24 protein-coding genes are annotated in these 24,875 nt (G+C 71.5%); 10 read left to right on the forward strand and 14 right to left on the reverse strand.

The window, feature by feature from the left end:
• Positions 1–598: TetR/AcrR family transcriptional regulator (locus Apa02nite_RS49520; protein ID WP_203831375.1), on the reverse strand; the 598-nt coding region annotated here is incomplete at its 3' end.
• A 54-nt stretch (positions 599–652) separates the two neighbouring features.
• Here Apa02nite_RS49520 and Apa02nite_RS49525 point away from each other — a divergent pair.
• Positions 653–2,056: an MDR family MFS transporter gene (locus Apa02nite_RS49525; RefSeq protein WP_203831376.1), complete on the forward strand. Its 1,404-nt coding sequence runs from the start codon at positions 653–655 to the stop codon at positions 2,054–2,056.
• A 79-nt stretch (positions 2,057–2,135) separates the two neighbouring features.
• On the opposite strand, the gene Apa02nite_RS49530 is transcribed toward Apa02nite_RS49525, so the two are convergent.
• The 6 genes from Apa02nite_RS49530 to Apa02nite_RS49555 form a co-directional block, all read right to left on the reverse strand.
• Positions 2,136–2,750, reverse strand: coding sequence for a 4Fe-4S single cluster domain-containing protein (locus Apa02nite_RS49530; RefSeq protein ID WP_203831377.1), 615 nt, complete (start codon positions 2,748–2,750; stop codon positions 2,136–2,138).
• Positions 2,743–3,579 carry a ComEA family DNA-binding protein gene (locus tag Apa02nite_RS49535; protein WP_507762499.1) on the reverse strand — a complete coding sequence of 279 codons (837 nt, stop codon included), beginning with the start codon at positions 3,577–3,579 and terminating at the stop codon, positions 2,743–2,745. Before Apa02nite_RS49535 ends, Apa02nite_RS49530 begins: the two co-directional genes overlap by 8 nt.
• Positions 3,560–3,775: a DUF2997 domain-containing protein gene (locus Apa02nite_RS49540; RefSeq protein WP_067705483.1), complete on the reverse strand. Its 216-nt coding sequence runs from the start codon at positions 3,773–3,775 to the stop codon at positions 3,560–3,562. Before Apa02nite_RS49540 ends, Apa02nite_RS49535 begins: the two co-directional genes overlap by 20 nt.
• Positions 3,772–4,215 carry a hypothetical protein gene (locus Apa02nite_RS49545; RefSeq protein ID WP_203831379.1) on the reverse strand — a complete coding sequence of 148 codons (444 nt, stop codon included), beginning with the start codon at positions 4,213–4,215 and terminating at the stop codon, positions 3,772–3,774. Before Apa02nite_RS49545 ends, Apa02nite_RS49540 begins: the two co-directional genes overlap by 4 nt.
• Positions 4,212–5,798 (reverse strand): Ycf46 family AAA ATPase, encoded by a 1,587-nt coding sequence (locus tag Apa02nite_RS49550; RefSeq protein WP_203831380.1) that lies wholly within the window; start codon positions 5,796–5,798, stop codon positions 4,212–4,214. The genes Apa02nite_RS49545 and Apa02nite_RS49550 overlap by 4 nt, the downstream gene beginning before the upstream one ends.
• A 70-nt stretch (positions 5,799–5,868) precedes the next feature.
• Complete coding sequence (locus tag Apa02nite_RS49555) at positions 5,869–6,219, reverse strand: MerR family transcriptional regulator (RefSeq protein ID WP_203831381.1); 351 nt, start codon at positions 6,217–6,219, stop codon at positions 5,869–5,871.
• 48 nt (positions 6,220–6,267) lie between these two features.
• On the opposite strand from Apa02nite_RS49555, the gene Apa02nite_RS49560 reads away from it, so the two are divergent.
• Positions 6,268–7,650: an MFS transporter gene (locus Apa02nite_RS49560; RefSeq protein WP_203831382.1), complete on the forward strand. Its 1,383-nt coding sequence runs from the start codon at positions 6,268–6,270 to the stop codon at positions 7,648–7,650.
• Here the strand turns inward: Apa02nite_RS49560 and Apa02nite_RS49565 are convergent.
• Positions 7,619–10,093: an ABC transporter permease gene (locus Apa02nite_RS49565; RefSeq protein WP_239165122.1), complete on the reverse strand. Its 2,475-nt coding sequence runs from the start codon at positions 10,091–10,093 to the stop codon at positions 7,619–7,621. The genes Apa02nite_RS49560 and Apa02nite_RS49565 overlap by 32 nt on opposite strands.
• Before the next feature lie 2 nt (positions 10,094–10,095).
• Entirely contained in the window at positions 10,096–10,833 is a 738-nt protein-coding gene (locus Apa02nite_RS49570; RefSeq protein WP_203831384.1) for an ABC transporter ATP-binding protein, read from the reverse strand.
• Between the two features lie 103 nt (positions 10,834–10,936).
• On the opposite strand from Apa02nite_RS49570, the gene Apa02nite_RS49575 reads away from it, so the two are divergent.
• The 6 genes from Apa02nite_RS49575 (at position 10,937) to Apa02nite_RS49600 (ending at position 18,080) form a co-directional block, all read left to right on the forward strand.
• Positions 10,937–12,220, forward strand: coding sequence for a sensor histidine kinase (locus Apa02nite_RS49575; protein WP_203831385.1), 1,284 nt, complete (start codon positions 10,937–10,939; stop codon positions 12,218–12,220).
• Positions 12,193–12,852 carry a response regulator gene (locus tag Apa02nite_RS49580; RefSeq protein ID WP_203831386.1) on the forward strand — a complete coding sequence of 220 codons (660 nt, stop codon included), beginning with the start codon at positions 12,193–12,195 and terminating at the stop codon, positions 12,850–12,852. Before Apa02nite_RS49575 ends, Apa02nite_RS49580 begins: the two co-directional genes overlap by 28 nt.
• 45 nt (positions 12,853–12,897) lie before the next feature.
• Positions 12,898–14,355, forward strand: coding sequence for an McrB family protein (locus Apa02nite_RS49585; protein ID WP_203831387.1), 1,458 nt, complete (start codon positions 12,898–12,900; stop codon positions 14,353–14,355).
• 1 nt (position 14,356) lies between these two features.
• Positions 14,357–15,490 (forward strand): McrC family protein, encoded by a 1,134-nt coding sequence (locus Apa02nite_RS49590; protein WP_203831388.1) that lies wholly within the window; start codon positions 14,357–14,359, stop codon positions 15,488–15,490.
• A 35-nt stretch (positions 15,491–15,525) separates the two neighbouring features.
• Positions 15,526–16,086 carry a TetR/AcrR family transcriptional regulator gene (locus Apa02nite_RS49595; RefSeq protein ID WP_203831389.1) on the forward strand — a complete coding sequence of 187 codons (561 nt, stop codon included), beginning with the start codon at positions 15,526–15,528 and terminating at the stop codon, positions 16,084–16,086.
• A 701-nt stretch (positions 16,087–16,787) separates the two neighbouring features.
• Positions 16,788–18,080: an IS256 family transposase gene (locus Apa02nite_RS49600; RefSeq protein WP_203831396.1), complete on the forward strand. Its 1,293-nt coding sequence runs from the start codon at positions 16,788–16,790 to the stop codon at positions 18,078–18,080.
• A 308-nt stretch (positions 18,081–18,388) separates the two neighbouring features.
• On the opposite strand, the gene Apa02nite_RS49605 is transcribed toward Apa02nite_RS49600, so the two are convergent.
• Genes Apa02nite_RS49605 through Apa02nite_RS49620 form a run of 4 tightly spaced genes read right to left on the reverse strand, consistent with a single transcriptional unit; the run spans position 18,389 to position 21,161 of the window.
• Entirely contained in the window at positions 18,389–19,600 is a 1,212-nt protein-coding gene (locus Apa02nite_RS49605) for an NAD(P)/FAD-dependent oxidoreductase (RefSeq protein ID WP_203831390.1), read from the reverse strand.
• The gene (locus Apa02nite_RS49610) at positions 19,597–19,785 is read right to left on the reverse strand and encodes a ferredoxin (RefSeq protein ID WP_203831391.1); all 189 of its coding nucleotides are present in this window, start codon (positions 19,783–19,785) and stop codon (positions 19,597–19,599) included. The genes Apa02nite_RS49605 and Apa02nite_RS49610 overlap by 4 nt, the downstream gene beginning before the upstream one ends.
• Positions 19,786–19,802: 17 nt before the next feature.
• On the reverse strand, positions 19,803–20,726 hold the full coding sequence (locus tag Apa02nite_RS49615) for a pyridoxamine 5'-phosphate oxidase family protein (protein ID WP_203831392.1): 924 nt from the start codon (positions 20,724–20,726) through the stop codon (positions 19,803–19,805).
• Between the two features lie 51 nt (positions 20,727–20,777).
• Positions 20,778–21,161 (reverse strand): DsrE family protein, encoded by a 384-nt coding sequence (locus Apa02nite_RS49620; protein ID WP_203831393.1) that lies wholly within the window; start codon positions 21,159–21,161, stop codon positions 20,778–20,780.
• 112 nt (positions 21,162–21,273) lie between these two features.
• On the opposite strand from Apa02nite_RS49620, the gene Apa02nite_RS49625 reads away from it, so the two are divergent.
• Together Apa02nite_RS49625 and Apa02nite_RS49630 are read left to right on the forward strand one after the other, a co-directional pair.
• Positions 21,274–21,708, forward strand: a complete 435-nt coding sequence (locus Apa02nite_RS49625) for a VOC family protein (RefSeq protein ID WP_203831394.1) — start codon at positions 21,274–21,276, stop codon at positions 21,706–21,708.
• 100 nt (positions 21,709–21,808) lie between these two features.
• A complete protein-coding gene (locus Apa02nite_RS49630) occupies positions 21,809–23,296 on the forward strand; it encodes a GGDEF domain-containing protein (RefSeq protein WP_203831395.1) in 1,488 nt (495 codons plus the stop codon).
• A 14-nt stretch (positions 23,297–23,310) separates the two neighbouring features.
• On the opposite strand, the gene Apa02nite_RS49635 is transcribed toward Apa02nite_RS49630, so the two are convergent.
• Entirely contained in the window at positions 23,311–24,762 is a 1,452-nt protein-coding gene (locus tag Apa02nite_RS49635) for an NF041680 family putative transposase (protein WP_203831397.1), read from the reverse strand.
• Positions 24,763–24,875: the final 113 nt, after the last annotated feature.

Here is a 24,875-nt window from a genome sequence, read left to right on the forward strand (position 1 = left end):
TTTTTTGTTGGTAGGCCTGGACCAGCGGCAAGAAGATCTCGTCGACGATCTGGTGGATGCTCTGGTCCGGGATCGGCTGGAGGGTGAGCAGGGCCTCGCCGCGGAACAGATCGAAGGGCAGCGAGCAGACCCGCTCCGGCAGGCCGGCGGGTGCCTCGCCGCGTGCCGCTGCCCGGCTGAGGATCTGTGACATCGAGCTCGGGCGGCCGTGGATGAAATGCTCGCGCAGCTCGGCCGGTGACGTGCCGCTCTCCGTGAAGTAGCTGCCCAGGTGCACGCTGACTAGGGCCATCAGCCCGGCGCGGGTCCGGTTCACCTCGTGCAGCAGGGCGATCACGTCGCCGCGCAGGGTGCCGGTGTCCGGGATGACCGGCAGGGTCCGGTCGCCGATGTGCGCCACCGTGGCCAGCAGCAGCTCGGTACGGCCGGGCCAGCGCCGATAGAGCACCGGGCGGCTGGTGCCGGCCCGCTCGGCGACCGCCTCGATGGTGAAGCGCGGATAGCCGCCCTCCTCCAGCTGGGCCCAGGCCGCGTCGAGGATCGCGTCCTCCAGCTCGGCGCCGCGGCGGCGCGTGCCTCTCGACTCGTTAAGACTCACGTGTGTATCCTACGGGAAGGTTAAGAAACACTCGTGTATCTAAGGAGGGCTGGGATGGCTTCCACCGACGCCGCCGTCTCCCGTACGGCGTGGGCCCTGATCATCGGCGGGCTGGCACCGATCTTCGACAGCACGATCGTCGCGATCGCGCTGCGGGACCTGGCCGCCGATCTGCACGCCACGGTCGGCACCATCCAGTGGGTGAGCACGGCCTACCTGCTGGCGCTCGCCGTCGCGGTGCCGGTGGTCGGCTGGGCGCAGCAGCGCTTTGGCGGCAAACGGCTGTGGCTCGTCGCGCTGACCGTCTTCCTGGCCGGGTCGGTGCTGTGCGCGTTCGCCTGGAACGCGTACAGCCTGATCGCCTTCCGGGTGGTGCAGGGCCTCGGCGGCGGGCTGATGATGCCGCTCATGCAGTCCCTCGTCGTGCAGGCGGCCGGCGGCCGGTCGCTGGGCCGGGTGGTCGCCATGATCGGGCTGCCCATCTCGCTCGGCCCGATCCTCGGCCCGGTGCTCGGCGGGGTCATCCTGCACAGCCTGTCCTGGCCGTGGCTGTTCCTGGTCAACGTCCCGCTCTGCCTGGCCGGGCTGATCGCCGCCGCGCTGATGCTGCCCGCCGACCCGATCACGACCACTCGCCCGCGGCTCGACCTGACCGGCCTCGCCCTGCTCGCCCCGGCGCTCGGCGCGACCCTGCTCGGTCTCTCCAACGTGGCACACGGCGGCGGCTTCGGCCGCACCGACGTGCTCGTCCCGCTGCTCGCCGGCGTCGCCCTGCTCGCCACGTTCACCGGTTATGCGCTGCGCCGCCGCGACCGGGCCCTGATCGACCTGCGACTGCTCGCCGGGCGCCCACTGGCCGCCTCCACCACGGTTCTCGGGTTCGCCGGCGCGGTCCTCTACGGCGCGATGCTGCTGCTCCCGCTCTTCCTGCAGGAGGAACGGGGCCTCAGCGTGCTCGGCGCGGCGCTGTTCCTGATCCCGCAGGGTGCCGGGTCGCTGGTGCTGCGTACCCAGGCCGGCAAGCTCACCGACCGGATCGGCGCCCGCTGGGTGGCCGCCGCCGGCTTCGTGGTGGTCACCCTCGGCACGGTCCCGTTCGCCTTCGCCGGCCTGCACACCAGCACCGCCTGGCTCGCCGTCGTGCTGTTCGTTCGCGGCCTCGGCCTCGGCGCGGTGCTGATCCCGGTGATGACCGTCGCCTACCTCGACCTCGACCACGCCCGGATCCCGCAGGCCAGCATGATCACCCGAATCTCGCAGCAGGTCGGCGGCTCGCTCGGCACCGCGGCGATGGCGGTGGTCCTGCAGGCGGGGCACGGGTTCCGGGCCGCTTTCTGGGTCGCGAGCGCGCTCGCGGCGCTGGCCATCGCGCTGTCGTTCCTGCTACCGGCCCCGGTCCGCGAGACCGCGGAACGCCAACGGTCCGCTTCGCCGAGATCATTTAAGGTCAACCGATGATTTCGTACGACGGCGACCGGATATCCCGTCGCCGCCGAGTGAGCTCAGCCCTTGACCGACAAGCCGTGACCCGGCGGTCTCAGCGGCGCCCGCGCCGCACCGGCAGGCCGGCCAGCAGGGCGTCGAGGGTTTCGGTGTCGGCCCAGCCGTTGACCGCCACGTCGCCGGAAGGCGAGATGATGACCTCCAGCCGGTCCGGGGTGGTCTCCACCGCGAGCCGGTCGGTGAGGTGGTGGAACTCCTGGTTGGTCGAGCCGACCCACGGCCGGTCGTGATCGAGGAGGTCCTGCCGGAACGGGCCGGCGACCAGCAGATCGGTCTCGGCGAGCAGGGCGGTGACACCCGGATCGGCACGCTGTCGCAGGTCGTCGTACGCATAGCCGGTGAACGTCATCACCGTGCGGCCCTCGGCCCGCACCCCGGCGGCGACCGCGGCCAGACCCGCCGCCTGGTCGAACGGCTCGCCGCCGAGCAGGGTCAGGCCCGCGGTGCCGGTGGCGAGCACCCGGGCGACGAGGTCGGCGGCCGGCGTCGGGGTGCCGCCGCGGGTGGTGAACAGGTGCGGGTTGAAGCAGCCCGGACACCGGATCGAGCAGCCCTGCACCCAGATCGCGGTGCGTTCCCCCGGCCCCTCGGCGGTGGTGCGGTCGAGGAACCGGGCCAGGCGGACCGGCGGGGGATCGTTCTCAGACATCGACGATGCGGCCGTAGGGTCCGGGCGCCGGGTCGTCCGGTGGCACCGGCGGGCTGCAGACGAGGCGGTCGCGGACGGCGACGAACTCGTGCGGTGCCAGCCCGGCCGCGGCGGCGAAGTCGTTCGGGCTGACGAAACCGCCGCGGGAGCGCCGGACCTCGACGATCCGCGCAGCACGGTCCGGGGTGATGCCGGGCAGCGTGGTGAGCTGCTGCTCGGTGGCCGTGTTGACGTCGACCGGGGGCTGCGGCGCGGCGTAGGAAGGCGGCGGAGGCGCTTGGTAAGGCTGTGGCGCGGCGTAGGAAGGCTGCGGAGGCGCCTGGTAGGGCTGCGGCGCGGCGTAGAACTGCTGCTGTGGCGGCACCACGTTCTGCAACTGCGGCGGCAGCGGCGGCGGGGTGGCCGCCATCGGCTGGCCGACCCACGCGGTCTGCTGCGGCTGGGCGTACCAGGGCTGATAACCGGCCCGCCACTTGAGCCACGACACGTTGATGATCGCGGCGTGCAGGATGCTGGCCGGCCAGATCAGGAAGACCAGCAGAGCCACGCTGACCGTGTTGGCCGTGCTGCTCGACGTGCCCTCGGTCGTGGTCGCGCTGCTGACCCAGAAACAGGCATTGCCCAGCACGGTGTAGACCACACCGGGGATCCACCAGGACGGGCGCCGGGCCCGCAGGCCGACGTAGAGGAATCCGGCGGCGGACAGACAGCCGAAGCTGAGGATCGGGAACAGCAGCCACATACTGTGCGCTATCCGCCACCCGATCCGGGCCGGCCCCTGCGTGGGCTTCGCGGCCGGATGATGCCCGTCAGGCGGGGTCCACGTCACGGTTCACCTGTCGTTCCTGCACATGCTGTGCCTGCCGGGTGAAGTCGGCGGTGTAGGAGCTGTCCCGCACCTGCCCGCCGATCAGATCCTCGAGTACGGCAATGTAGTCCAGGCAGTCCTCACCCAGGATGTCCAGGGTCTCGGCGCTGACCTGGCCGTCGCCGTTCACCGTGACGACGATGCGCGGCTTGCTCATGCCTGCTCCACCTCGAAGACCAGACGTACGCTCGCGTCGTCCTGCACCGACTCGGACTCCAGCCGGAGCCCGGCCGCCGGGGCGCGATCCCGGATCCGTTCCAGCACGGCCTGTTGCACCCGCCGCCCGTACGCGGTGTCCACGGCGGTGACCAGCTCGACCGCGCGTTCCGTGGTCATCCCGGCGGCGTGCGCCGACCACACGCCGTCGGCGTCGCGCCGGAACGCCAGGGTCTGCTCACCCCACGAACCGGTGAGCACGTCCGTCGTGGTGGTGACCACGGCGCCGGTGTCGCGCAGCGCGTCGGCGAGCAGCCCGACGTCGCGCATCCGGGTGTTCACCTGCACCACCGTCACGCCGTCGTGGCGCCGGTCGGCTCTCGCCTGCACGGCTGCCGCGCCGGCCAGGGCCAGCGGCACCAGAAGCAGTGAAACGCTCACCTTCGACTCCCCGTCTCGTTGCGGAAATCCCAGTCGTCGGTCGCGGTCGCCGACACCGCGCGGTTGCGGGCCCAGCCGCGCAGCGCGTCGATCCGCTCGGCCTGGGTGACGCTGAGCGGGACGATGCTCATCACCGCCCGCACCAGATCGTCGCGGCGCAGCGGCCGCCGCTCGGAGAACGCGTCGAACAGCCCGGCGGTGACCGCCTGCTCGATTTCCGCCCCGGAATAGCCCTCGGTCAACCCGGCCAGCTCGCCCAGCAGCTCGGACTCGACCGGCAACTCCCCGGCGGCGCGCGGGCGGCGCAGCGCCCGGGTCAGGTGCACCCGCCAGATCGCCACCCGTTCGCCCCGGCTCGGCAGGTCGACGAAGAACGCCTCGTCGAAGCGTCCCTTGCGCAGCAGCTCGGGCGGCAGTCCCTCGAAGTCGTTGGCGGTCGCGATCACGAACACCGGATGCCGTTTCTCCTGCATCCAGGTGAGGAACGTGCCGAAGACCCGGGCCCCGGTCCCGGAGTCGCCGCCGGTCCCGCCGGCGAACCCCTTCTCGATCTCGTCGATCCAGAGCACGCACGGCGCGACCGCCTCCGCGACGCGCAACGCCGAGCGCATGTTGTGCTCACTGGAACCGACAAGTCCGGAGAAGACCCGGCCCACGTCCAGGCGCAGCAGCGGCAGGTCCCAGGCGGTCGCCACCGCTTTGGCGGTCAGCGACTTCCCGCAACCGGGCACGCCGGTGATCAGCACGCCGCGTGGCGCCGGCAGCCCCCACTCGGCGGCGTCGGCCAGCCAGGAACCGTTGCGTTTGACCAGCCAGGACTTCAGGTGGCCGAGCCCGCCGACGTCATCGAGCACGGTGTCCGTCGCGATGAATTCCAAGATCCCGGATTTTCGTACGGTCTGCCGCTTCTCGTCGTGCACGATGTGCAGGTCGTCAAGGGACAGTTCGGCGTCGTTGACCATCGACCGGGCGTACGCGTTCTCGGCCTCCTGCATGGTCAGCCCGGCCGCCGCCGTGACGAACCGCTCCCGCCCGGCCTCGTCGAGCGTCACCCGCAGCCGCCCGCTCGCGGTGTTGCCCCGGATCATCGCGTCCAGCAGCCCGCGCAGCTGCTCCGGACCGGGCAACGGGTAGTCGACGAGCGTGACGTCCTTGGCGAGCTCGGCCGGGATCTGCAGCACCGGCGAGAGCAGCACCAGGCAGCGTGGGCTGCGCCCGGTCCGGAACGTCTCGGCGACGTCGCGCAGCAGCCGGACGACCTCCATGTTCTGCGGGTACTGCCCGTCGACGTGCTGTGGGTGCAGGTCGCGGAAGACGAAGACCGCCGGCTCGTCGATGCGTTGCACCGCCTGCAGCGCATCGGTGGCCCGCTGTGCGCCGGCGCGGGGCTTGCCGTCGGGCTGGATCAGGCCGCCGGTCGAGGACCAGGTCCAGACCGCCCGGGGCATGCGTACCAGTGCGGCGTTGCCGGCGATGGCGGTGATCTCGTGCAGCGCGCGGCGTTCCTCGAACGTCTCGATGTAGAGCAGTGGGAACCGGGCCTTCAGCAACTGTGCCAAGGTCACCGGAAACGGCTCTGACAAGACGGACTCCCTGCTGGTGCGTGGTTCCGGCCATCCTATGACGGGCGCGGCGCGCAGCGGGATCACCCGGTCAGCCGTCCACCAGGTTGTTCAGGGTGCCGGCCAGCAGGCCGCGCAGTTGCTGGAGCTGGGCGATCGAGCTGTCCACCTCGTGGATCTGGCCGCGGAGGCGTTCGCGGGCCGTCGGGCAGGACGTCAGCTCGCCGTCCGGGGTGAAGCAGGGCAGCACCTGGGCGACCGCCTGCAGGTTCAGGCCGATGTCGAGCAGCAGGCGGATCCGGCGGACCTCCTCGACGGCGCACTCGTCGAAGTCGCGGTAGCCGTTGTCGAGGCGGCGTGACGACAGCAGCGCCAGGCGGTCGTAGTGCCGCAGCGCCCGCGTGCTCACCCTGCTGAGGTGCGCCAACTGATTGATCAGCATGATCCACTCTTGACCTTGACACGGGTGTCAAACCTTAGCGTTCCACCTATGTCGATCGACGCAAAGGTAAATGTCTTCCATGGGCCGCAGGAGCCCCGCCAGCGGCTGATGGCGCTGTCCACTCTGATCAACACGGTCGGCATGGGGCTCTTCCTCTCCGCGGGCACCATCTTCCTGATCCGGTCGGCGGGGCTGAGCCCGGCCACCGCGGGGCTCGGACTCACCGTCGGCTCGCTGATCGGGTTCGGCGCCGGCGTGGTCGCCGGCGACCTGGCCGACCGGCGCGGCGCCCGGAACGTGGTGGTCGCGTCCATGCTCGTCGAAGCGGTGGCCAGCGTCGGGCTGCTGCTGGTGCACGACCTGTGGACGCTGATCGTGGTGGCGGCGGTCGCGGCAGTCGGCCGGGCCGGCTCGGGGAGTGCCCGCGGGGCGATGATCGGGGTGCTGGCCGAGCCGGGCAAGGGTGCGGCGCTGCGGACCTACCTGCGGGCGGTCACCAACGTGGGGCTGGCGGTGGGCATGCTCGGGTCCGCCGTGGTGCTGGCCGTGGATAGCCGCCCGGCCTACGTGCTCCTGGTGCTCACCGACGCGGTGACCTTCCTGCTGGCCGCAGCGGTGCTGGCACGGTTGCCACACCTCGCAGCGACCCGGACCGCCGCGCCCGAACCGGCCGCAGGGACCCGGACCGCCGGGGCCGAGCCGGCCGCGGACGGGGTCGATAGCGGCGGGCCGGCGGACGGGGCCGCGAGCGGCGGGCCGGCGGACGGGGCCGTGAGCGGCGGACCGGCGCCGGATCAGCGGCGCTGGGTGGCGCTCCGCGACCGGCGCTACCTCGCGTTCACCGCGGCGTCGTCGATCGCGAGCCTGCAGGGTTGGGTGCTGGTCCAGGCGCTTCCGGTGTGGATCGTGCTGCGGACGGCGGCGCCGCGCTCGATGGCGGCGGTGGTGCTCTTCGTCGCCGCGGTCACCGTGGCGGTCACCCAGATCCCGGCGACGCGGTCCATCGACGGCCCGCGGTCGGCGGCGCGGCTGCTGGCCCGCTCCGGCCCGCTCTTCCTGGTCGCCTGGGTACTGATGGCGCTCGCCTCCGGGCCGTCGGTGTGGGTCACCGTCGTGCTGCTGCTGGTCGCGGTGCTGGTGCACTCGCTGGCCGAGGTCTGGCAGGAGGCCGGGACGTTCGAGTTGTCCTTCGCGTTCGCCCGGCCGGAGGCGCAGGGCCAGTACCAGGGGGTGATCGGACTCGGCCACGGGTTCGTCGAGGCGGTGGCCCCGGCCATCGTCATCACGCTCTGCATCAACACCGGGAAGATCGGCTGGGTCGCCCTGGCGGTGATCGTGATGGTGGCCGGCTTCCTGTGCGCCCTGATCGAGCGGCGCTGGTCCGGCGACCGGCGTGCGATCACTGACCATGGGGTGCCAGCCGGCCGGTGAGTCCTCGACCGCGCAGCGCGCTCGCTGTCGTCACCAGCGCGGCGGTGACCGCGACCGCCGCGCAGGCCGCCAGGGTGAGGCCGAGGGCCGGCCAGGGCAGGCTGATCGCCGCCGGGGCCGACAGGACGGCCAGCGCGGCTCCGATGCCGAGCAGGTTCAGCACCGTCACGCCGAGGCCCAGGACCGCGCCCGTCACCGCGACGGTCAGCGCCTCGGCGAGCACCAGCAGCAGCACCTGCCGCCGGGTGGCACCGGCCAGCCGGAGCACGGCGAAGTCCCGGACCTGGTCCGACGTCGCCATCACCATGGTGTTGGCCACCGCGATCCCGGTGTAGACCAGCGCGATGCCCAGCACCACGAGAAAACCCAGCCGGGTCTGGCGGCTGCCGGTGGGGAGCTGCTCCGCAAGCCACTGATCACGGGTCTGCACCCGCAGGCCGACCGGCTCCAGCCGGGCGCGGACCGCGGTCTCGCCCGCCTGCCGGTCGGCGCCGGGCTGCCAGGACACGTCGAGCCGGTCCAGGTCGGCGCCGCCGGCGTTGTGCGCGGTCAGGTAGACGCCGTTGCTGCCGGTGCCTGTGGCCAGCACCGCCACGACGCGCAGCGAACGCGGGGCGCCGTCGCCGAGCCACACGTCGACCCGTTCGCCGACGGTGTGCTCGGCCCACTCCTCGTTGACCACGATGCCGTCGTCGTCGAGGTCGCCGAGCCGGCCGGCCAGCACCGGCAGGTGACGGGCCGCGGTCAGCAAGCGCGGGTCCACGGCGTGTGCCTCCGAGCGGATCAGGGCGGTGCCCTCCTCCAGCGTGTAGACGGCGGTGGTGGCGCTGGTCAGCACGCGCGCACCCGGGACGGCGCGGACCGCGGCCACGGTCCGGTCGTCGAGCAGCGGACCCAGGTCGTCGTCCTGGACGATCAGGTCGGCGGTGGTCTGCTCACGCGTCTCGGCCGCCTTGGCCCCGCTGATCGTCGCCGTCGCGCCGAGCAGGGAACCGGCCAGCGCCACGGTCACCAGGACCGGCGCCGCGACGGCCGCGGTACGCCGGATCGCGCCACTGGCGTTCTCCCGCATCAGCATGCCGGTGGCGCCCGGCAACTGGGCCGGCAGCCAGGCGATCAGCCGGGTCAGCGCACCGATCAGGGCCGGCGCCAGCAGGGCGGCCGCGGCGATCAGCAGCATCGGCTGAGTGGTGTACGTCTTGCGGTGCAACGCGTCACCCGGATCGCTCAGCAGCCGCCAGCACAGCAGACCCAGCCCGGTCGCCAGCAGTCCGAAACCGAACACCCAGCGGGGCACCGTCATGGTCTTCGTGTCGACGGACGCCTCGCGCAGCGCCTCGACCGGGCGGATCCGGCCCACCCGCACCGTCGCCACGGCCACCCCGGTCAGCGCGACCAGCAGCCCGGTCCAGAACGCCACGTGAAAGGGCCACCGGTAGTCACCGACCGTGAACCACCCGGGCGCCAGACCGCCGTCGACCAGCACCCGGGCCAGCCACGGCGCGGCCCGGGCCCCGGCGACGCAACCGGCCGCCGACGCCAGCACGCCCACCACCGCGGCCTCGGCGACCATCGCCCGGCGGACCTGCCGGGGTGTGGCGCCCGCGGTGCGCAGCAGGCCGATCTCGCGGCGGCGCTGGGCGACGGCGAACGCGAACGTGGTGGCGACCACGAACACCGACACGAACGTGGTGACCCCGGCCGCCGTGCCGAGCAGCGCGTTCATCGCGACCAAGGCGTCGGCGTCCCGGTCCGGGTCGGTGTCGGCCAGCCGCCGGTCGTCACCGGTGAGCACCCGCAGACCGGGCGTGGCCGACACGACCTGTCGCACGGCGTCGGGCGCGGCCAGCACGACCAGGTTGTCGATCCGTGGGGCGATCCGCGCGGCGGTGGCGTCGGCGAAGAACACCGCCCGCTCATAGGGGACCGGGGCCAGTACACCGGACACCGTCCAGGTGCCGGGGCCGGCCGGGGTGCGCGCCGCAACCGACCGGCCGACCGCGGAAGGGTCCGCGACCAGGGCGATCTCGGTGGCCGAGCGCGGCTCCCGCCCCGCGACGAGGCGGTGCCCGCCATAACCGGCGACGGACCAGGGATGCCCGGTCAGGTCCGCGCCCGTGCCGGTGCTCGCGATGCGTACCGAAAATGATCTGTCGATGATGGTGGGACCGACTGCCGTGAGTTGCGCAACGACCGTGGGCGGCACCGCCTGGGGCCGCGCCAGCGTCTTGACCCGGTCGCCGGTGGCGGAGGGGATCCGCAGCTCGTCGGCGCCGCGGACCACGACCGGCGCGCCGGCCAGCCGCTCGGGACGCTGCCGCGGAGCATCAAGCGTGGAGGCCAGGCACAGGCCCATGGTGGTCATCAGGGTGACGCCGAGGCCGAGCGCGACGAACGTGCCGACCAGGGTCACCCAGCGGGCCCGCAGGCTGCTCAGCGTCATGATCAGCACGGCGTGGCCGCCATCCGGGTCATCCGGGCCGCGACGGTCTCGGCCGACGGTGCGTCCAGGACGCCGTGGAACCGGCCGTCGGCCAGGAAGACCACCCGGTCGGCGTGGGCCGCGGCGACCGGGTCGTGGGTGACCATCACGATGGTCTGGCCCTGGTCGTCGACCAGGTCGCGCAGCATCCGCAGCACCTCGCGGCCGGTTGTCGAGTCGAGCGCGCCGGTCGGCTCGTCGGCGAAGAGCACGTCGGGCCGGGTGATCAGCGCGCGGGCGATCGCGACCCGCTGCTGCTGGCCACCGGACAACTCGCCGGGCCGGTGGCGCGCGCGGTCGGCCAGCCCGACCCGGGCCAGCGCGTCGCGGACCTCGCCGCGGGCCGGACGGCGCCCGGCCAGCCGCAGCGGGAGTGCCACATTCTGCTCGGCGGTCAGGGTGGGCAGCAGGTTGAACGCCTGGAAGACGAAGCCGATCCGATGCCGGCGCAGCAGGGTCAGCCGGTTCTCGCTGAGCGTGGTCAGGTCGATGTCGCCCAGCAGGACCGCGCCGGAGGTCGGCCGGTCGAGGCCGGCGGCGCAATGCAACAGCGTCGACTTGCCGGACCCGGACGGCCCCATGACCGCGGTGAACGTGCCCACGGCGAAGGACAGGGTGAGGTCGTGCAGTGCGGTCACCGTCGCGTCGCCCGACCCGAAGGTCCGGACGACCCGGTGCAGCCGAATCGCGTCACGGGTCATGGGTCAACCCTGCCGGGCCGGCGAGCGCCGCACATCATCGCCAGATGGAGTCTTCGAGGTAGTGCCAGGTATACCGTCGCCCGGGTCCCCTACGGTAGGCCGGGTGGATCCACGCACCGTGTGGCAGGCCCTCGCCCGGCCCGGTTTCGTGGTGTCCTGGTGGCCGTTGCGCGCGACCGCGTACCTGCTCGGGAACGCCGTCGCCGGCCTGGTGGCGCTGGTGGTCGCGGTGGTGCTGTTCGTCGCCGGGGGACTGCTCGCGGTGGTCGTGGCCGGGATACCCCTGCTCGCCGGGCTCGCCCTGATCGGGTTGCCCGCCGCCGGGTTCGAGCGCCGGTTGCGGCGGTTGATCGACAAAAACCCCATGGTGTACGGCCATCGCACACCCCCGGGCACCGGCTTGGCCTCCTGGCTGCACACCCGGTACACCGAGGCGGGCACGTGGCGGGAACTCGGGTTCGTCACGCTGCTGATGACGGTGCTGTGGCCGGTCGACCTGCTCGCGGTGACCCTGGGCGTGACGGTGCCGCTCGGGCTGCTCGCCACGCCGGTGCTGTTCGCCACGCTCGGTGACTCCGTGCAGGTCAATGTGCTCAAGGCGTACCCGGTGACCTCCTGGACCGCAGCGGCCCTCGCCTCAGCCGTCGGTCTGATCGCCCTGATCGCCTGCTCCTACGGGATGGGCGTGCTCGCCGGCGCGCGGGCGGCCCTGGCCCGGACGATCCTCGCGCCGACCGGAACCGATCAGCAGATCGTGGAGTTGACCCGCTCCCGCGTCCGCCTCGTCGACGCGTTCGAGGCGGAGCGCCGCCGGATCGAACGGGACCTGCACGACGGCGCCCAGCAGCGTCTGGTCGCGCTCACCATGACGCTCGGTCTGGCCCGGCTCGACGCCGAGGGTGGCCCGCTCGCCGAGCCGCTGTCGCGCGCGCACCACGAGGCCGGGCTGGTGCTGGGGGAGTTGCGGGAGCTGATCGGGGGCATCCACCCGCCGGTGCTGACCGATTTCGGGCTGGCGGCTGCGGTGAGCGATCTGGCCGGCCGCTGCGTCGTACGCATGGACGTCGCCTTTTCCGTGCCGCACCGCTTTCCCGCAGCGGTCGAATCGGCCGTCTATTTTGTGGTCGCCGAAGCGCTCACGAATCTGGCCAAGCACTCCGGTGCCGGCCGGGGCGAGATAACCGGCGACTATGCCGGACAGACGCTGACCGTCGAGATTCGCGACGACGGTCGTGGTGGCGCCGACATCGAGGCGGGCACCGGCCTGATCGGACTGGCCGATCGGGTCTCCGTGGTCGGTGGCAGACTGTCGCTGTCGAGCCCGCCGGGCGGTCCGACCCGAGTGATCGTGGAGATTCCGTGCCAGGCGATTCCGGATTCCGCGTAGTTCTCGCCGAGGACAGCGTCCTGCTCCGCGACGGTCTGATCGGGCTGCTGGCCCGTTTCGGTCACGAGGTGGTGGCCGCGGTGTCCGACAGCAGCGGTCTGCGGGCGGCTGTCGCCGAGCACGATCCGGACGTGGTGGTGACCGATGTGCGGATGCCGCCCGGTTTCAAGGACGAGGGCCTGAAAGCCGCGGTGGAGTTGCGCCGGTTACGCCCCCGGCTGCCGATCGTGGTGCTCAGCCAGTACGTCGAGACGCGCTACGCCACCGAACTGCTGAACGTCGGGGACGGCACGCACGTCGGCTACCTGCTGAAGGACCGGATCGGTCACGTCGGCGAGTTCATCGACGCGCTGCGTCGGGTGGTGGACGGCGGCACGGTCGTCGACCCCGAGGTGATCCAGCAGATGCTCCGGCGGCGCAGGGATCCGCTCGAGGCGCTGACCGCGCGGGAGCGGGAGGTGCTGGGCCTGATGGCGGAGGGCCGATCGAACGCGGCCATCGGCGCGGAGCTGAGCATCGTGGAGGCTTCAGTGGCGAAGCACATCCGCAGCGTCCTGCAGAAACTGGGCCTGCCACAGACCGAGGAAACCCACCGGCGAGTGCTCGCCGTCCTGACCTTTCTCAGGTCATAGACGCACTGTCCGCTTGCGCACCGGCCGGGCTGCTAGAACTGGCTGATGTCCACCACCATGACCGTCGAGGTCATCGCCGCCGTCCGCGCGCAGTTCGGCCCGGATTTCGTCACGGCCCGGCTCGCCGCCGAACAGAACGTGCGCACATTTCTCGACACCCATCTCGGGGTGATGGACGCCGGGCGGATCGTCGCCCTCGGCCGGTTGATCAACCAGCACGGCATGCTCGGCCGGGAACGGTACGACCGGTTCACGCCGGGCTTCACCGGCGCGATCATGAGCAAACTCGGCAGTGACCCGGACACCTTCAACCAGAAGGTGACCCGGCTGTGGCGTGACCCCGTTCCCGACGCGCTGGCGACGCTCGGAGAGATCTACGCCGACCGGCCGAGCTTCGCGCACGCCGGCTCGTCACTTCCCAGCTTCCTGCTCTATCTGCGCGACCCCGACCGGTTCGGCATCTGCGTCAACGCCACGATGCTCGGCCTGGCCCACGAGACCGGCGCCGTCTATCACGCCAGGAGCGGCGCGGCGTACGAGAAGTTCTGCGCCGACCTGGTCACCTGGCGGCAGCAATACCAGGTGACGCCGCAGGAGGCCGATGCGATCCTGACCGCCGTGATGCGCGCGAACCAGCCGTCCGCGAAGCCGGAACTGCCGCCGACAGTCGGGGTGGAAGAGGTCGCGGAGGGCTGCTTCATCGAGGTGGAACAGGTGGATCAGTGGGTGAAAGCGCTCACTACCGGCATGCGGCAGGGCGTCTTTCACGGGCCGCCCGGCACCGGGAAGACCCACGTCGCCCGGCTGCTCGCCCGGCACCTGGCCACCTCACCCGCGCACATCGAGCTCACCCAGTTCCACCCGGCGTACTCATACGAGGACTTCATCGAAGGGCTGCGGCCGGAGGCCGGCGAGGGCGGGCTGCGCTACGAGGTGCGGCCCGGGATCTTCACCCGGCTCTGTGAGCGGGCCAGACGGGCGCCGGGCGAGAACTTCGTCATGATCGTCGACGAGATGAACCGGGCCGATCTCGCGGCTGTCCTAGGCGAACTGCTCTACCTGCTGGAATACCGTGGCGAGGAGGTGACCCTGCCGTATTCGCAGCGGCGGTTCTCGGTGCCGCCGAACGTGTTCCTGCTCGGCACGATGAACACCGCCGACCGTAGTCTCGCCGTGCTCGACTTCGCCCTGCGGCGGCGGTTCAACGCGTTCCCGCTGCCGCCCGACGCGGCCGTGCTCGAGCGCTGGACCCGGGGCCGGCCGGACGGCAACGCCGAACTCGCCACGGGGGTGTTCCGGCTGATCCGCGACCGGGTCGGGCCCGAGGCGCCGGTCAGCCCGGGGCACTCCTACTGGATGACGGAGGCCCTGGACGCGGCCACCGCCGAGCGGATCTGGGACTACCAGTTGCGCCCGTACCTGGCCGAATACTGGTTCGAGCGGCCGTCCGAACTGGACCGGCTGGACGCCGACGTGCGTACCCTGATCGCGGAGTTCGCCTGAGATGCTGCGGCTCGTCGAATACCGGACGCGGACGGTGGACCTCACCCCGGCCGAAGCCGCCGAGTTGGCCGGGCTGACCGTCGGGAACCGGACCGGCAACGGACGGCCCCGGGTGATCGAGCGGCTGATGCCGACCGCGACGCCCGGCGCCTACGACCTTCAGCCCGGTGCCTACGTCGGCAGGTTCCAGCTGTTCAGCGGCCGGGTGGTCGAGGTGGCCGGCCGATTCCCGTTCCAGAACCTGGCGACGCTGCTCGGGCTGGGGCGCAACGCCAAGCTGCTCGAGGACGCCGCGACGGCGGGCAGCGAGGGGCACGGACTCGTCGATCTGATCGCGCTCGCGTTCGTCCGGGAGGCCGAACGAGTCGCCGGCCATGGGCTGATCAAGGCGTATCAGCGGCGCTCCTTCACCCGGGCGCCCTACCCCGGCGTACCCTCGGCGGTTTTGCATCTGAAAATGCACGCCGGGCGCCCGGACCGCCTGGCGACCACCGCGAACCGGCTCACCCCGGACGTGCCGCTGAATCAGCTGGTCGCGGCCGCACACCGCCGGTTGAGCGCGCTGGCCTATCCGGACGCGCGCCTCGGCACGCGGGTGCGGGCGCTGGACCCGGTATTCCGTGGCATCACCAGCCCGGTCGGCCGCCCGGCCGCGATCGGACCGGTTCCGGCGCGCTATCAGGAGATCGAGCGACTGGCCCGGCTGCTCCTGGACGACCGCAGCACGCTGCCCACCGGCGCGGGGGTGGCCGGGGTGAGCGTGCTGTTCGACATGACCCGGGTCTGGGAGGACTACGTCGGCGGGTGGCTGCGTCGACGGTCGCCGGGTGTCACCGTGGTCGCACAGCAGCCGATCCCGCTCACCGACACCGGACCGCGCCGCACCGGCGCCGCCGATTTCGTGCTGTGGCAGGGTGGCAAACCCCTTGCGGTGTACGACGCCAAGTACCGGCCGTGGCGCTCCTCGCCGAGCACCGACGAGATCTATCAGCTCTTCACGTACGCCCAGCGGCTCGGCGTCCACACCGCGGCTCTGGTGTATCCGGCGGCCGAGAGTCAGCACACGGTGACGACGGTCGGCCCGGTGACCATCGAGTGCTGGGCGGTCCCGATCGAGGAGGTGCCATCGCCGTGATCGCGCTTTTACCGTACGTTCGGTAATCTGGGGGGATGGGACGCGCGCCGAGTATTGACGATGAGGCACTGCTGAAGCACCTGACCGAGGTTTTCCGGCACTCGGGTTATGAGGGTGCCTCGTTGACGGCGCTGTCGTCGGCATCCGGGCTGCACCGGGCGAGCCTGTACCACCGGTTTCCCACCGGGAAGCCAGGGATGGCCGCGGCGGTGCTCGCGTCGGTGGAGCGGTCGTTCGGGGACATCCTCGCGCCGTTGACCTCCGAGCCCGACCCGTCGGCCGCTGTCGCGGAGATGGCTCGCCGGGTCGGTGTGTTCTATGCCGACGGCCGGCTCGCCTGCGTGCTGGACACCATGACGCTCCGCGGCGCGCCGGACGAGATCCGCGCGGCGGCGGCCGGGCTCGCGGCCGGGTGGCTGACCGCGATGACCGATGTCGCCCAGCGGGCCGGCGCCTCTGCGGAGGAGGCCGGGCGCCGGGCCCGGGCCGCGCTGGTGCGGATCGAGGGAGCGTTGATCGTGGCGCGGGTCCTGGACGATCCTTCGGAGTTCCAGCTCGCCCTGGCCGAGTTGCCCCAGACCCTGGTCGCTGACTGACCGAGCTGGCCCCGAGAGGTGTCTCCAGCCTGTCGAGGCACCCCTGCCCACCAGCCGCCCGCCCTCGGCTGGTGGTGAGGGTTGTCTCCGGGGTGTCGAGGCACCCCTGGGTGCCAGCCGGCCGGCTTCGACTGGTGGTGAGGCATGCCTGAGCGCCAGCCGCGCGGGCTCGGCTGGTGGTGGGGGGTGTGTCCGGGTTGTTGAGGCACACCTGAGCGCCAGCCGTGCGGGCTCGGCTGGTGGTGAGGGTTGTCTCCGGGCTGTTGAGGCACCCCTGGGTGCCAGCCGGTGGATCTGGTGTGGAGGTCGGCGGGGGTGTCGCCTGTCTGCGGCACTGCGTGCTCGCTAGGTGATCACTTGCCGTTCGGCGGTCGGGTGTGCGAGTGCGGTGGGGCGGTGCGTGCACGCAATGCTGGACCGCGGCCTGCCGCCGCCCCTCTGTGGGCGGCAGCGGCACGCATACCCTGATCGCGGACAGTTGCCGCCCCCGCAGCCGCCCGATCGCGGACGCACACCGCCCCGTCGGCGCTGTTTGCGAACCTGCACCGCCCCGTCAGTGCTGTTGGCGAAACGGCACCGCCCTTCCTGGGCTGATTGCGGACTCGCGCCGCCCCGTCGGCACTGGTTGCGGACCGTTACCGCCGCGGTCGGGACTGTACAAATAACGGTGTAACTCCGGCAAAGGAGACACCGCGATGACGATGGCAGCAGTAGTGACGGGCGAGCCCGCACCAGACAGTGGCGCGGAGCTGGCCGCGCTGGTCGATGACCAGCTGATCGCCCGGCTCGCCGGGCAGGCCCGCGCTCAGGGCGTGAGCCTGATCGGGGAGGGCGGTCTGCTGCAGCAGCTGACCAAGCGGGTCCTGGAGGCCGCGCTGGACGGTGAGATGGACGCGCATCTGGGTTACGACAAGCACGAGCGCGGCGGTGCCGTGGGTGGTAACGCCCGCAACGGCCGCCGGTCGAAGACGGTGCTGACCGAGGCCGGTCCGGTGCAGCTGGACGTGCCCCGCGACCGCGATGCGTCGTTCGCGCCGCGGATTGTGGCCAAACGGCAGCGCCGGCTGTCCGGGATCGACGATCTGGTGATCTCGCTGACCGCGAAAGGACTGACGACCGGGGAGGTCGCCGCGCACCTGGCCGAGGTGTACGACGCGGACGTGTCGAAGGAGACCATCTCCACGATCACCGACCGGGTCCTCGACACGATGAGCGAGTGGCAGAACCGGCCTCTGGACCGCGTGTATCCAGTGGTGTTCATCGATGCTATCAACGTGAAGATCCGCGACGGGCAGGTCGCGAACCGGCCGATCTACGTCGCCCTGGCGGTCACCGTCGAGGGTCGCCGCGACATCCTGGGCATGTGGGCCGGCGAACACGGCGACGGCGAAGGCGCCAAGTACTGGCTGCGGGTGCTCACCGAGATCCGTAACCGCGGCACCCAGGACGTGTGCATCGCGGTCTGTGACGGCCTCAAAGGACTGCCCGACGCCGTCGCGACCGTGTGGCCCAAGACCGTGGTGCAGACGTGCATCGTGCACCTTTTGCGGAACTCGTTCAAATACGCCTCCCGCAAGGACTGGGCCGCGATCGCCCGTGACCTCAAACCCGTCTACACCGCAGCGACCGAGCAGGCCGCCCTCGACCGGTTCGCCGAGTTCGCGACGACCTGGGAGAAGAAGTACCCGGCGATCATCCGGCTATGGACCAGCGCGTGGGCTGAAATGGTGCCGTTCCTCGCGTTCCACCCCGAGATCCGCACCATCATCTGCACCACCAACGCGATCGAGAGCCTCAACGCGAGGTTCCGCCGCGCCGTGAACGCCCGCGGCCACTTCCCGAACGAGCAAGCCGCGATGAAGGTCCTCTACCTCACCGTCATGGGCCTCGACCCGACCGGGAAAGGCCAGAAACGCTGGTCCAACCGCTGGAAAGCCGCCCTCAACGCCTTCGAGATCACCTTCGACGGCAGGCTCTCCGCCCTACGCGCATAGATCTGCATCACCACGACAACGAAGACACGAACAACATTCCCACCGTTAAGTTGACAGTCCCCCGCGGTCGCTGTTTGCGAGCACAAAGCGCCCGGAGCCGACCGACAGCGCCCCCTTGGCGGCGATGATTGCGAGCTCGCACCGCCCCTTTGATGCCGAGCGAGGTCTTCTGCCGCCCTTCGAGCGCTGGCGGAGCTGCGCTGGCGGAGCTGCGCTGGCGGAGCTGCGCCGGATGAGGTGCTGTAAGAGGTGCGCTGGAAGAGGTGCGCTGGATAGAGGGGCGCTGGGAGAGCTGCTGGGGAGGTGGTTCAGTGGCTGTCGGCGTTCAAGGTGGCTGCGATTTCGGGGCGGTGGTGGGCCAGGCGGCTGGTTCGGTTGATGGTCAGCAGTGCGACCGGGGCGCCGCCGCGGGTATATCGGATCACCAGGCGGCGGGCGGTGGCGTCGCTCTCCACGACCGTGCGGGTGTCGGCGAGGCCGGGTAGCCCGATGACGCGGAGTTTCAGGTCGTGCACGTCGGACCAGAAGCTGGGCAGCGCCCGGTACGGGAAAACCGGCCCGCCCAGCAGGGTTTCCGCGGCGGTGTCCGCCTGCCGGACGGCGTTGCTCCAGTGCGGTTCGGCCAGGAACGCTCCCGGCGTGACCGGATGCGGCCGCGTGCCCGCGTCGCCGACCACCACGATGTCCGTTTGCGGGATCCCGGCGCGGTCCGTCGCCCGCAGAAAGTGATCAGTCAGCAGCTCACCCGCCGGAGCGGCCGCGAGCCCGGCTGAACGAGCCCACTCGGTGTTCGGACGACCGCCGATGGCGATCACCACGGCGTCCGCGCCGACCGCCGGGACCTGCGGGTTGTCGGTGCGCACGGTGGTCCCGCCGCGCCGGGCCGCGCGCATCGAGGTGACAGCAGTGCCAGACATCAGGTGTACGCCGGAAAGCCGGTGTGCCCGCGCCACGAACGCACCGGCTTCCGGCCCGAGGCGGCGCAGCGGGGAACCGCCGCGGTCGATGAGCGTCGTCGACGCGCCGGTGGTCCGCGCGGCGGCGGCGACCTCGTTGGCCAGCACACCACCGCCGACGACGGCCATCCGCAGCCCGGGACGCCGCAGCAGTGCGGCGAGGCGCACGGAGTCCTCGAGACGGCGCACGGTGAACAGCCCCGGGTGCGGGACCGCGCCGGGATGGTCGCGGGCCCGGGCACCGGTGGCGATGACCAGCGCGTCGAACGGGACGAGGTCACCGCCGGCCAGGCGCAGCACCCGGCGTTCGCGGTCCAGCTCCACGACGCGCCGGCCGAGGAGCCATTCCACGGGTATGTCGGTGGCCAGCGTGGTCGCGCTCGCCGGGATGGCACCGGTGAGGAGCTGTTTGGACAGCGGCGGCCGATCGTACGGGAAATGGGTCTCCTCGCCGACAACGGTCAGGCGGCCGGCGAATCCCTTGGTGCGCAGGGCCTCGGCGGTGCGCAGCCCGCCGATCCCGGCCCCGGCCACGACGATCCGCGAGTCGGGCCCCCACCTCATGGCAGCCGGCTGATCGCGCGCAGCGGGCAGACCGCGATGGCCTTGAGCACCGCGGCTTCCTGGTCGCCGGACGGTGCCGGGTCGTAGACGAGGTATTCGTCGTCGTCGAAGGCGAACACCGCCGGGGCGGCGAACACGCACTGCCCGTGGTTGTCGCACACGGCTCGGTCCACGTTGATCTTCATGCTGGGGTCCTTCGGGATCACGCCGGGAACGACGGGGTGGGCGCCGGCAGCGGCGGGTTGAAACGCGACAGGGTGGGCGCCGACCAGTGCGCGGGCAGCGAGCGCGGCAGCAGGACGGCCTCGTCGAGCTCGAACTCGACCGCGCGCGGACCGGAATCGGTCACGCCGGTCCCGTCCGGCCAGCGCACGGTGGCGCGCCCGGTGAGCTGGAGCGTGGTGCCGGTCGCCCAGTCGACGAAGAGCAGGCCGGTGTGCGGGTTCTCGATGATGTTCCCGAGGGTCATCAGCATGCTGTTGCCGACGTAGTCGGGCCAGCGCAGCCGGGTCGGCGACAGCAGCTCGACGAACCCCGGATTGCCGCCGCGATGCGAGACGTCGGGGTCGCCGGTCCCGGACGCCGACGCGACGAAGAACGTGTCGGCGTGCGCGACGAGCCCGCTCATCTGTTCGGTCAGCGCGGGCACCCGCGTGGCGGGGCCGGGTTCGGCGGCCTCGTCCAGGCTGAGCACGGTGCGTTTCTGGATGTACTTCGGGCAGTTCGGGAAGCTCTGCTCGATCTCCAGCTCGAACCCGGCCGGGAACGGGGCGGACGTGCCGTTCATCCGCAGCCGGATCCGGGTCTCCAGATCGATGGCGAGCAGACCCAGCTTGCCGGCCCGCCGGGTCATCGGCTCGACCGGATCGGCGGCCGCCAGCCGGGCCAGGACCTGCACCGACACGTCGTCCGGAGCGGTGACGAAGCCGCGTGGCCCGACGAACAGCGAGGCCCAGAGCCGGCCGTCACCGGCCTGCGCCCCGACGGCCAGCATGCTCTGGTGGGCCAGGAAGTCGTCGGCGCCGTCCGGCAGCGCCGGCTGGACCAGCCGGGAGACGGCGGTGGCCTGCGCGGTCAGGCCGGCCCGGGCCTGTGCCTCGCGCTCGCCGCGGTGGAAGACCGACATGGGTTCCTCCTCGAAGTGTGGCCCCGGGCGCGCGCCCGGGGCCGGGACGACCTAGAAGGTCAGGACGCGGTAGCCCTGGTCGGTGAGCTCACGCAGGCTCGCGACGCCGGGCGTGCCCGGAGCCTGGTTGCTGCTGACGGTCTCGATGCCGGCGGCGGCCACCGAGTCCTGCGCGCCGAACGCGATCGAGCAGCCACCGGAGGCGACCACCGCGACCTTCTCGCGAACGGCCTGGTAGACGGCGTGCGCCGGGTGGGCGGTGTCCTGGAGCTGCTCCGGCCAGCGGGTGCCGGCGCCCTGGAAGAGCACGAGGGCTTCGCCGTGCTGGCCGTAGTCCCAGGCGGTGGCGAGGGCGTTGAGCACCCGGCCGACGGACTCCTCGGCGCCGGGGGCGGGGTCGGACAGGATGACGATCGCGGTCTTGGTCTCTGACATGCGTTTAAATTACCAAACGTTTGGAAAAAAACCAGGGTGCGCTGGCTCACCTGCGGTCCGGCGAGGCGTTCCGGTGCCGCCGATGGATCGCGGCTGCCCTTATCGTGGATCGATGGCGTCGATCAGGCAGGTTCAGGTGACCTTTGACTGCGCGGACCCGGAGCGGGTCGCGCGGTTCTGGTGTGAGGTCCTCGGGTACGTGGCGCCACCGCCACCGGACGGGTTCGCCAACTGGGACGACTACCACGGCTCGCTGCCGGCTGAGAAGCGGAACGCCTGGTTCGTGGCCTCGGATCCGACCGGGGCGGGGCCGCGGCTCTTCTTCCAGCGGGTGCCCGAGGGCAAGGTCGTCAAGAACCGGGTGCACCTCGACGTGCGGGCCGGGACCGGGCTTGTCGGTGACGAACGGCTGGCCGCGCTGCAGGCCGAGCGGAAGCGGCTGGAAGCGCTCGGCGCGACCTGCGTGCAGGTGCTGATCGCCGACGGGGAGAACGAGTCCTGCATCCCCATGCTGGACGTCGAGGGCAACGAGTTCTGCCTCGACTGAGGCCTGGACGGAGACCCAGGTCGAGGCCCGGACTGAGCGGCCACCCGACCGCAACCCCGCGCTACCCGGCGCACGGGGCGAGCTCTGGTCGACTGGCGGGGTGAACCTACTCACCGGCCGGCTCGTCCCCGCCGTCGTGGCCGTGCTCTACCTGGCCGTGCTCGGTCTGCGGCCGGGCGGCGACGCCGCGATGATCGTGTTCGGCGACCTGTCCCTGCTGGTGGCCCCGGTCTACGGCGCGGTCTGTGCCGGGCTCGCCGCCCGCCGCAACCGGGGGACCGGGCGCGGCGGATGGGCGCTGATCAGTGCCGGCACCGGGCTGTGGGCCGCCGGGCAGCTCGTCTGGTGCTGGTACGAGCTGATCGGGCACCGGCCGATGCCGTACCCGTCGCTGGCCGACATCGGGTACCTGAGCAGTCTGCCGTTCACCGCCGTCGGGCTGGCACTGCTCAGCGCGGCCCAGCAGGGGCGGCGGCGCATGCTGCTGGACGCCCTGATGATCAGTACGTCGGTGCTCGCGGTGAGCTGGTCGTTCGTCCTGGGCCCGATGGCGCGGGCGGACAATTCCACGCTGCTGGAGTGGGTCATCGGCGTGGCCTACCCGATCGGCGACATCGGGGTGATCACCATGGCGCTGCTGGTGCTCGGCCACGTCCGGCCGGCGCTGCGCGGCAGTGTGGCGTTGCTCGTCGCCGGAGCGGTGTCGCTGTCCCTCGCGCACGGCGTCTACGCGTTCCAGGTGCTGGCCGGCACGTACGTCGCCGGGACCTGGCTGGACTTCGGCTGGTTCGGCGGCTACCTGCTCATCGGGGTGGCCGCGACCTCCGCCTCGCACGGCACCGGACGGGAGCGCCGGTCCGGCCGACAGACCTGGCTGGCGCTGCCGTACGTCCCGCTCGCCGCCGCGCTGCTGACCGCGGTGTGGTCCACGGTCCGGACCGGGCAGCCCGGTACGTTCCTGTTCTGCCTGACCCTGGTGCTGGTCGTGCTGGTGGTGGTGCGTCAGCTGGTCAGCGCGGCCGACAACCGGGCGCTGACCGCGCAGCTCAACTACATGCTCGACGAGCTGCGCCGGCGCGAGGCGCAACTGGAGTTCCAGGCGTTCCACGACGGGCTGACCGGGCTGGCCAACCGGGCGCTGTTCACCGACCGGGCCGCGCAGGCGGTCGTCCAGCAGGACCACAACGGCGAGCCCCTCGCGGCGATCTTCGTCGACCTCGACGGCTTCAAACCGATCAACGACGTGTACGGCCACCACGCCGGCGACCTGCTGCTCGCCATGGTCGCCGACCGGCTCACCGCCTGCGTCCGGGACTCGGACACCGTGGCGCGGCTCGGCGGCGACGAGTTCGCGGTGCTCGTCGAACGGCTGCACGACACCGCCGACGCGACAGTGATCGCCGACCGGATCGTGGCGCGGCTGGCCGAGCCGTTCGAGCTGATGGAGCACACCGTACAGATCGGGGCCAGCGTCGGCGTGGCGGTCCGGGTCCGGGAGAACGGCGACGCGGCCGAGCTGCTGGGACGCGCCGACGCGGCGATGTACCGGGCGAAGCACGACGGGAAGGGCCGCCGGGTGACCGCCTGACGCTAGCTTGAGTTTTAACCGGTGCGGCGTGGCCGTGGGTTGTTCGGTTGGCCCGGGTTTTTGGTGTTGGTTGTGGGCTTTGTGCTGGTGACGATGTGGACGTCGTGGCGGATGGCGGGGTGTTGGTTGCGTTGTCCGGGTGGTCGTCCGGGTCCTGGTCGGGAGGGTTTCGGTGCGGTGGTGGGGCTGCCGGTTTTGCGGTGGATGTGCCGAAACCCCCGGCGGACGCGGGCGGGGCTGAGTCGTTCGGCGGGTGTGGGTCGTTCCCAGGGCCGGCGCAGGTCGGCGACAGCGCCGCGGGCGAGGCGGAGCTGGGTGTAGGCGGCCAGAACCAGCCAGGTCCAGCGGTCGGCGGCGGCGGGGTCGCGCAGTTTCGGGCTGGTCCAGCCGAGAGTCTGTTTGAGCATGCGGAAGGTGTGCTCGATGTCGAAGCGGCGTAGAAACGTTTGCCAGGCCAGATCAGTTTCGCTGTCGGTGGCTTCGGGATGTGACCACCAGAGCCAGACGGGTTTGGCGGCGGCGCCGGACGGGAGCCGGTCGACGGTCAGCAGGATCACGGTGCCTTCGATGATGGGCAGCGGGCCGTGTTCGCTGGTCCAGGCAGTGCGGTGGGTCAGCCGGGGGTGCAGGCGGTGCCAGGCTCGGGCGGTCGCGGTGCCGTAGAGGCGGGTGTCGGTGGTGGTGGCGGTGTCCGGGTTACCCCAGCTCGCCGGGTCGCCGAAGGCGAATTCGCCGCCGTGTCGTGGTGGGCGGCCGGTCGATGTCGGCAGTCGTGGTGGTGCGGGCCGGCGCAGGACGCGGTCGGATCGCATCCTGACCAGGACTTTCAGGGGTAGGTCGGTGAGCAGGAAGGCGAGGCGGGGGCCGTCGTAGCCGGCGTCGGCGACGATCCAGATGTCCGGGTCGCCGTTCTGCCATTGCCCGGCGGCGATGAGTCGTTCCACGACGTCGCGTAGCTGACGGGCGGTGACTGTCGCGGCGTCGTCGCCGGGAGCCAGTCGGCGGGCGGTCCATGAGCTGCGGCCTGTTTCCAGCGCGGTGACCAGGGAGTATGGCCAACCCGGGATCATGATGTGGGTGTCTTTGCCACGTCCGTAGGTGTGGCAGAGGACCCGTTGCGGCGACGTATGGGCCTCTGGCCGCAGCCAGCAGGTCACATCCACCGCGAGGACGATGCGGCCGTCCGCGGCCCGTGGCACCGGGATCGCCGCCAGGGCAGTCCGCAGCAGCTCGACGTCGATACGGCCGCGGTTCAGTGCCGCATACAGCGATCCGTGACCGCGCCGATGTTCGCCTGCCAGGGACAACTCCACCAACGATCGCATCGACGTATCGCCGCACAACAGCGCGTCCGCGAGCTCGAACAACGCGTCTGCCCGCGCGGTCAGACAGCGGTGGAACTCGCGCCGGAATCCGGCCAGTCGCCCGACCGCGCCGACCGGCGCGGCATCATGCACACTGATCACTCGACAGCCCTTGGTGTTGATCTTCTTCCCTAGACAAGAGGAATGATCGATCAAGGGCTGTCTCCATGATCAGCCAGGGTCGATGCCACCCGGCCAGACGTTAAAACTCAAGC

The organism is Actinoplanes palleronii (assembly GCF_016862315.1).
Lineage (GTDB): Bacteria > Actinomycetota > Actinomycetes > Mycobacteriales > Micromonosporaceae > Actinoplanes > Actinoplanes palleronii.

Bases quoted from the DNA above. Each gene is read 5' to 3' on its own strand.
- Apa02nite_RS49540 (WP_067705483.1), bottom strand. From the start codon at position 3,775: ATGAGCAAGCCGCGCATCGTCGTCACGGTGAACGGCGACGGCCAGGTC.
- Apa02nite_RS49605 (WP_203831390.1), bottom strand. From the start codon at position 19,600: ATGAGGTGGGGGCCCGACTCGCGGATCGTCGTGGCCGGGGCCGGGATC.
- Apa02nite_RS49530 (WP_203831377.1), bottom strand. From the start codon at position 2,750: ATGTCTGAGAACGATCCCCCGCCGGTCCGCCTGGCCCGGTTCCTCGAC.
- Apa02nite_RS49590 (WP_203831388.1), top strand. From the start codon at position 14,357: ATGCTGCGGCTCGTCGAATACCGGACGCGGACGGTGGACCTCACCCCG.
- Apa02nite_RS49585 (WP_203831387.1), top strand. From the start codon at position 12,898: ATGTCCACCACCATGACCGTCGAGGTCATCGCCGCCGTCCGCGCGCAG.
- Apa02nite_RS49615 (WP_203831392.1), bottom strand. From the start codon at position 20,726: ATGTCGGTCTTCCACCGCGGCGAGCGCGAGGCACAGGCCCGGGCCGGC.
- Apa02nite_RS49610 (WP_203831391.1), bottom strand. From the start codon at position 19,785: ATGAAGATCAACGTGGACCGAGCCGTGTGCGACAACCACGGGCAGTGC.
- Apa02nite_RS49620 (WP_203831393.1), bottom strand. From the start codon at position 21,161: ATGTCAGAGACCAAGACCGCGATCGTCATCCTGTCCGACCCCGCCCCC.
- Apa02nite_RS49570 (WP_203831384.1), bottom strand. From the start codon at position 10,833: ATGACCCGTGACGCGATTCGGCTGCACCGGGTCGTCCGGACCTTCGGG.
- Apa02nite_RS49595 (WP_203831389.1), top strand. From the start codon at position 15,526: ATGGGACGCGCGCCGAGTATTGACGATGAGGCACTGCTGAAGCACCTG.
- Apa02nite_RS49625 (WP_203831394.1), top strand. From the start codon at position 21,274: ATGGCGTCGATCAGGCAGGTTCAGGTGACCTTTGACTGCGCGGACCCG.
- Apa02nite_RS49560 (WP_203831382.1), top strand. From the start codon at position 6,268: ATGTCGATCGACGCAAAGGTAAATGTCTTCCATGGGCCGCAGGAGCCC.
- Apa02nite_RS49600 (WP_203831396.1), top strand. From the start codon at position 16,788: ATGGCAGCAGTAGTGACGGGCGAGCCCGCACCAGACAGTGGCGCGGAG.
- Apa02nite_RS49555 (WP_203831381.1), bottom strand. From the start codon at position 6,219: ATGCTGATCAATCAGTTGGCGCACCTCAGCAGGGTGAGCACGCGGGCG.
- Apa02nite_RS49565 (WP_239165122.1), bottom strand. From the start codon at position 10,093: ATGACGCTGAGCAGCCTGCGGGCCCGCTGGGTGACCCTGGTCGGCACG.
- Apa02nite_RS49525 (WP_203831376.1), top strand. From the start codon at position 653: ATGGCTTCCACCGACGCCGCCGTCTCCCGTACGGCGTGGGCCCTGATC.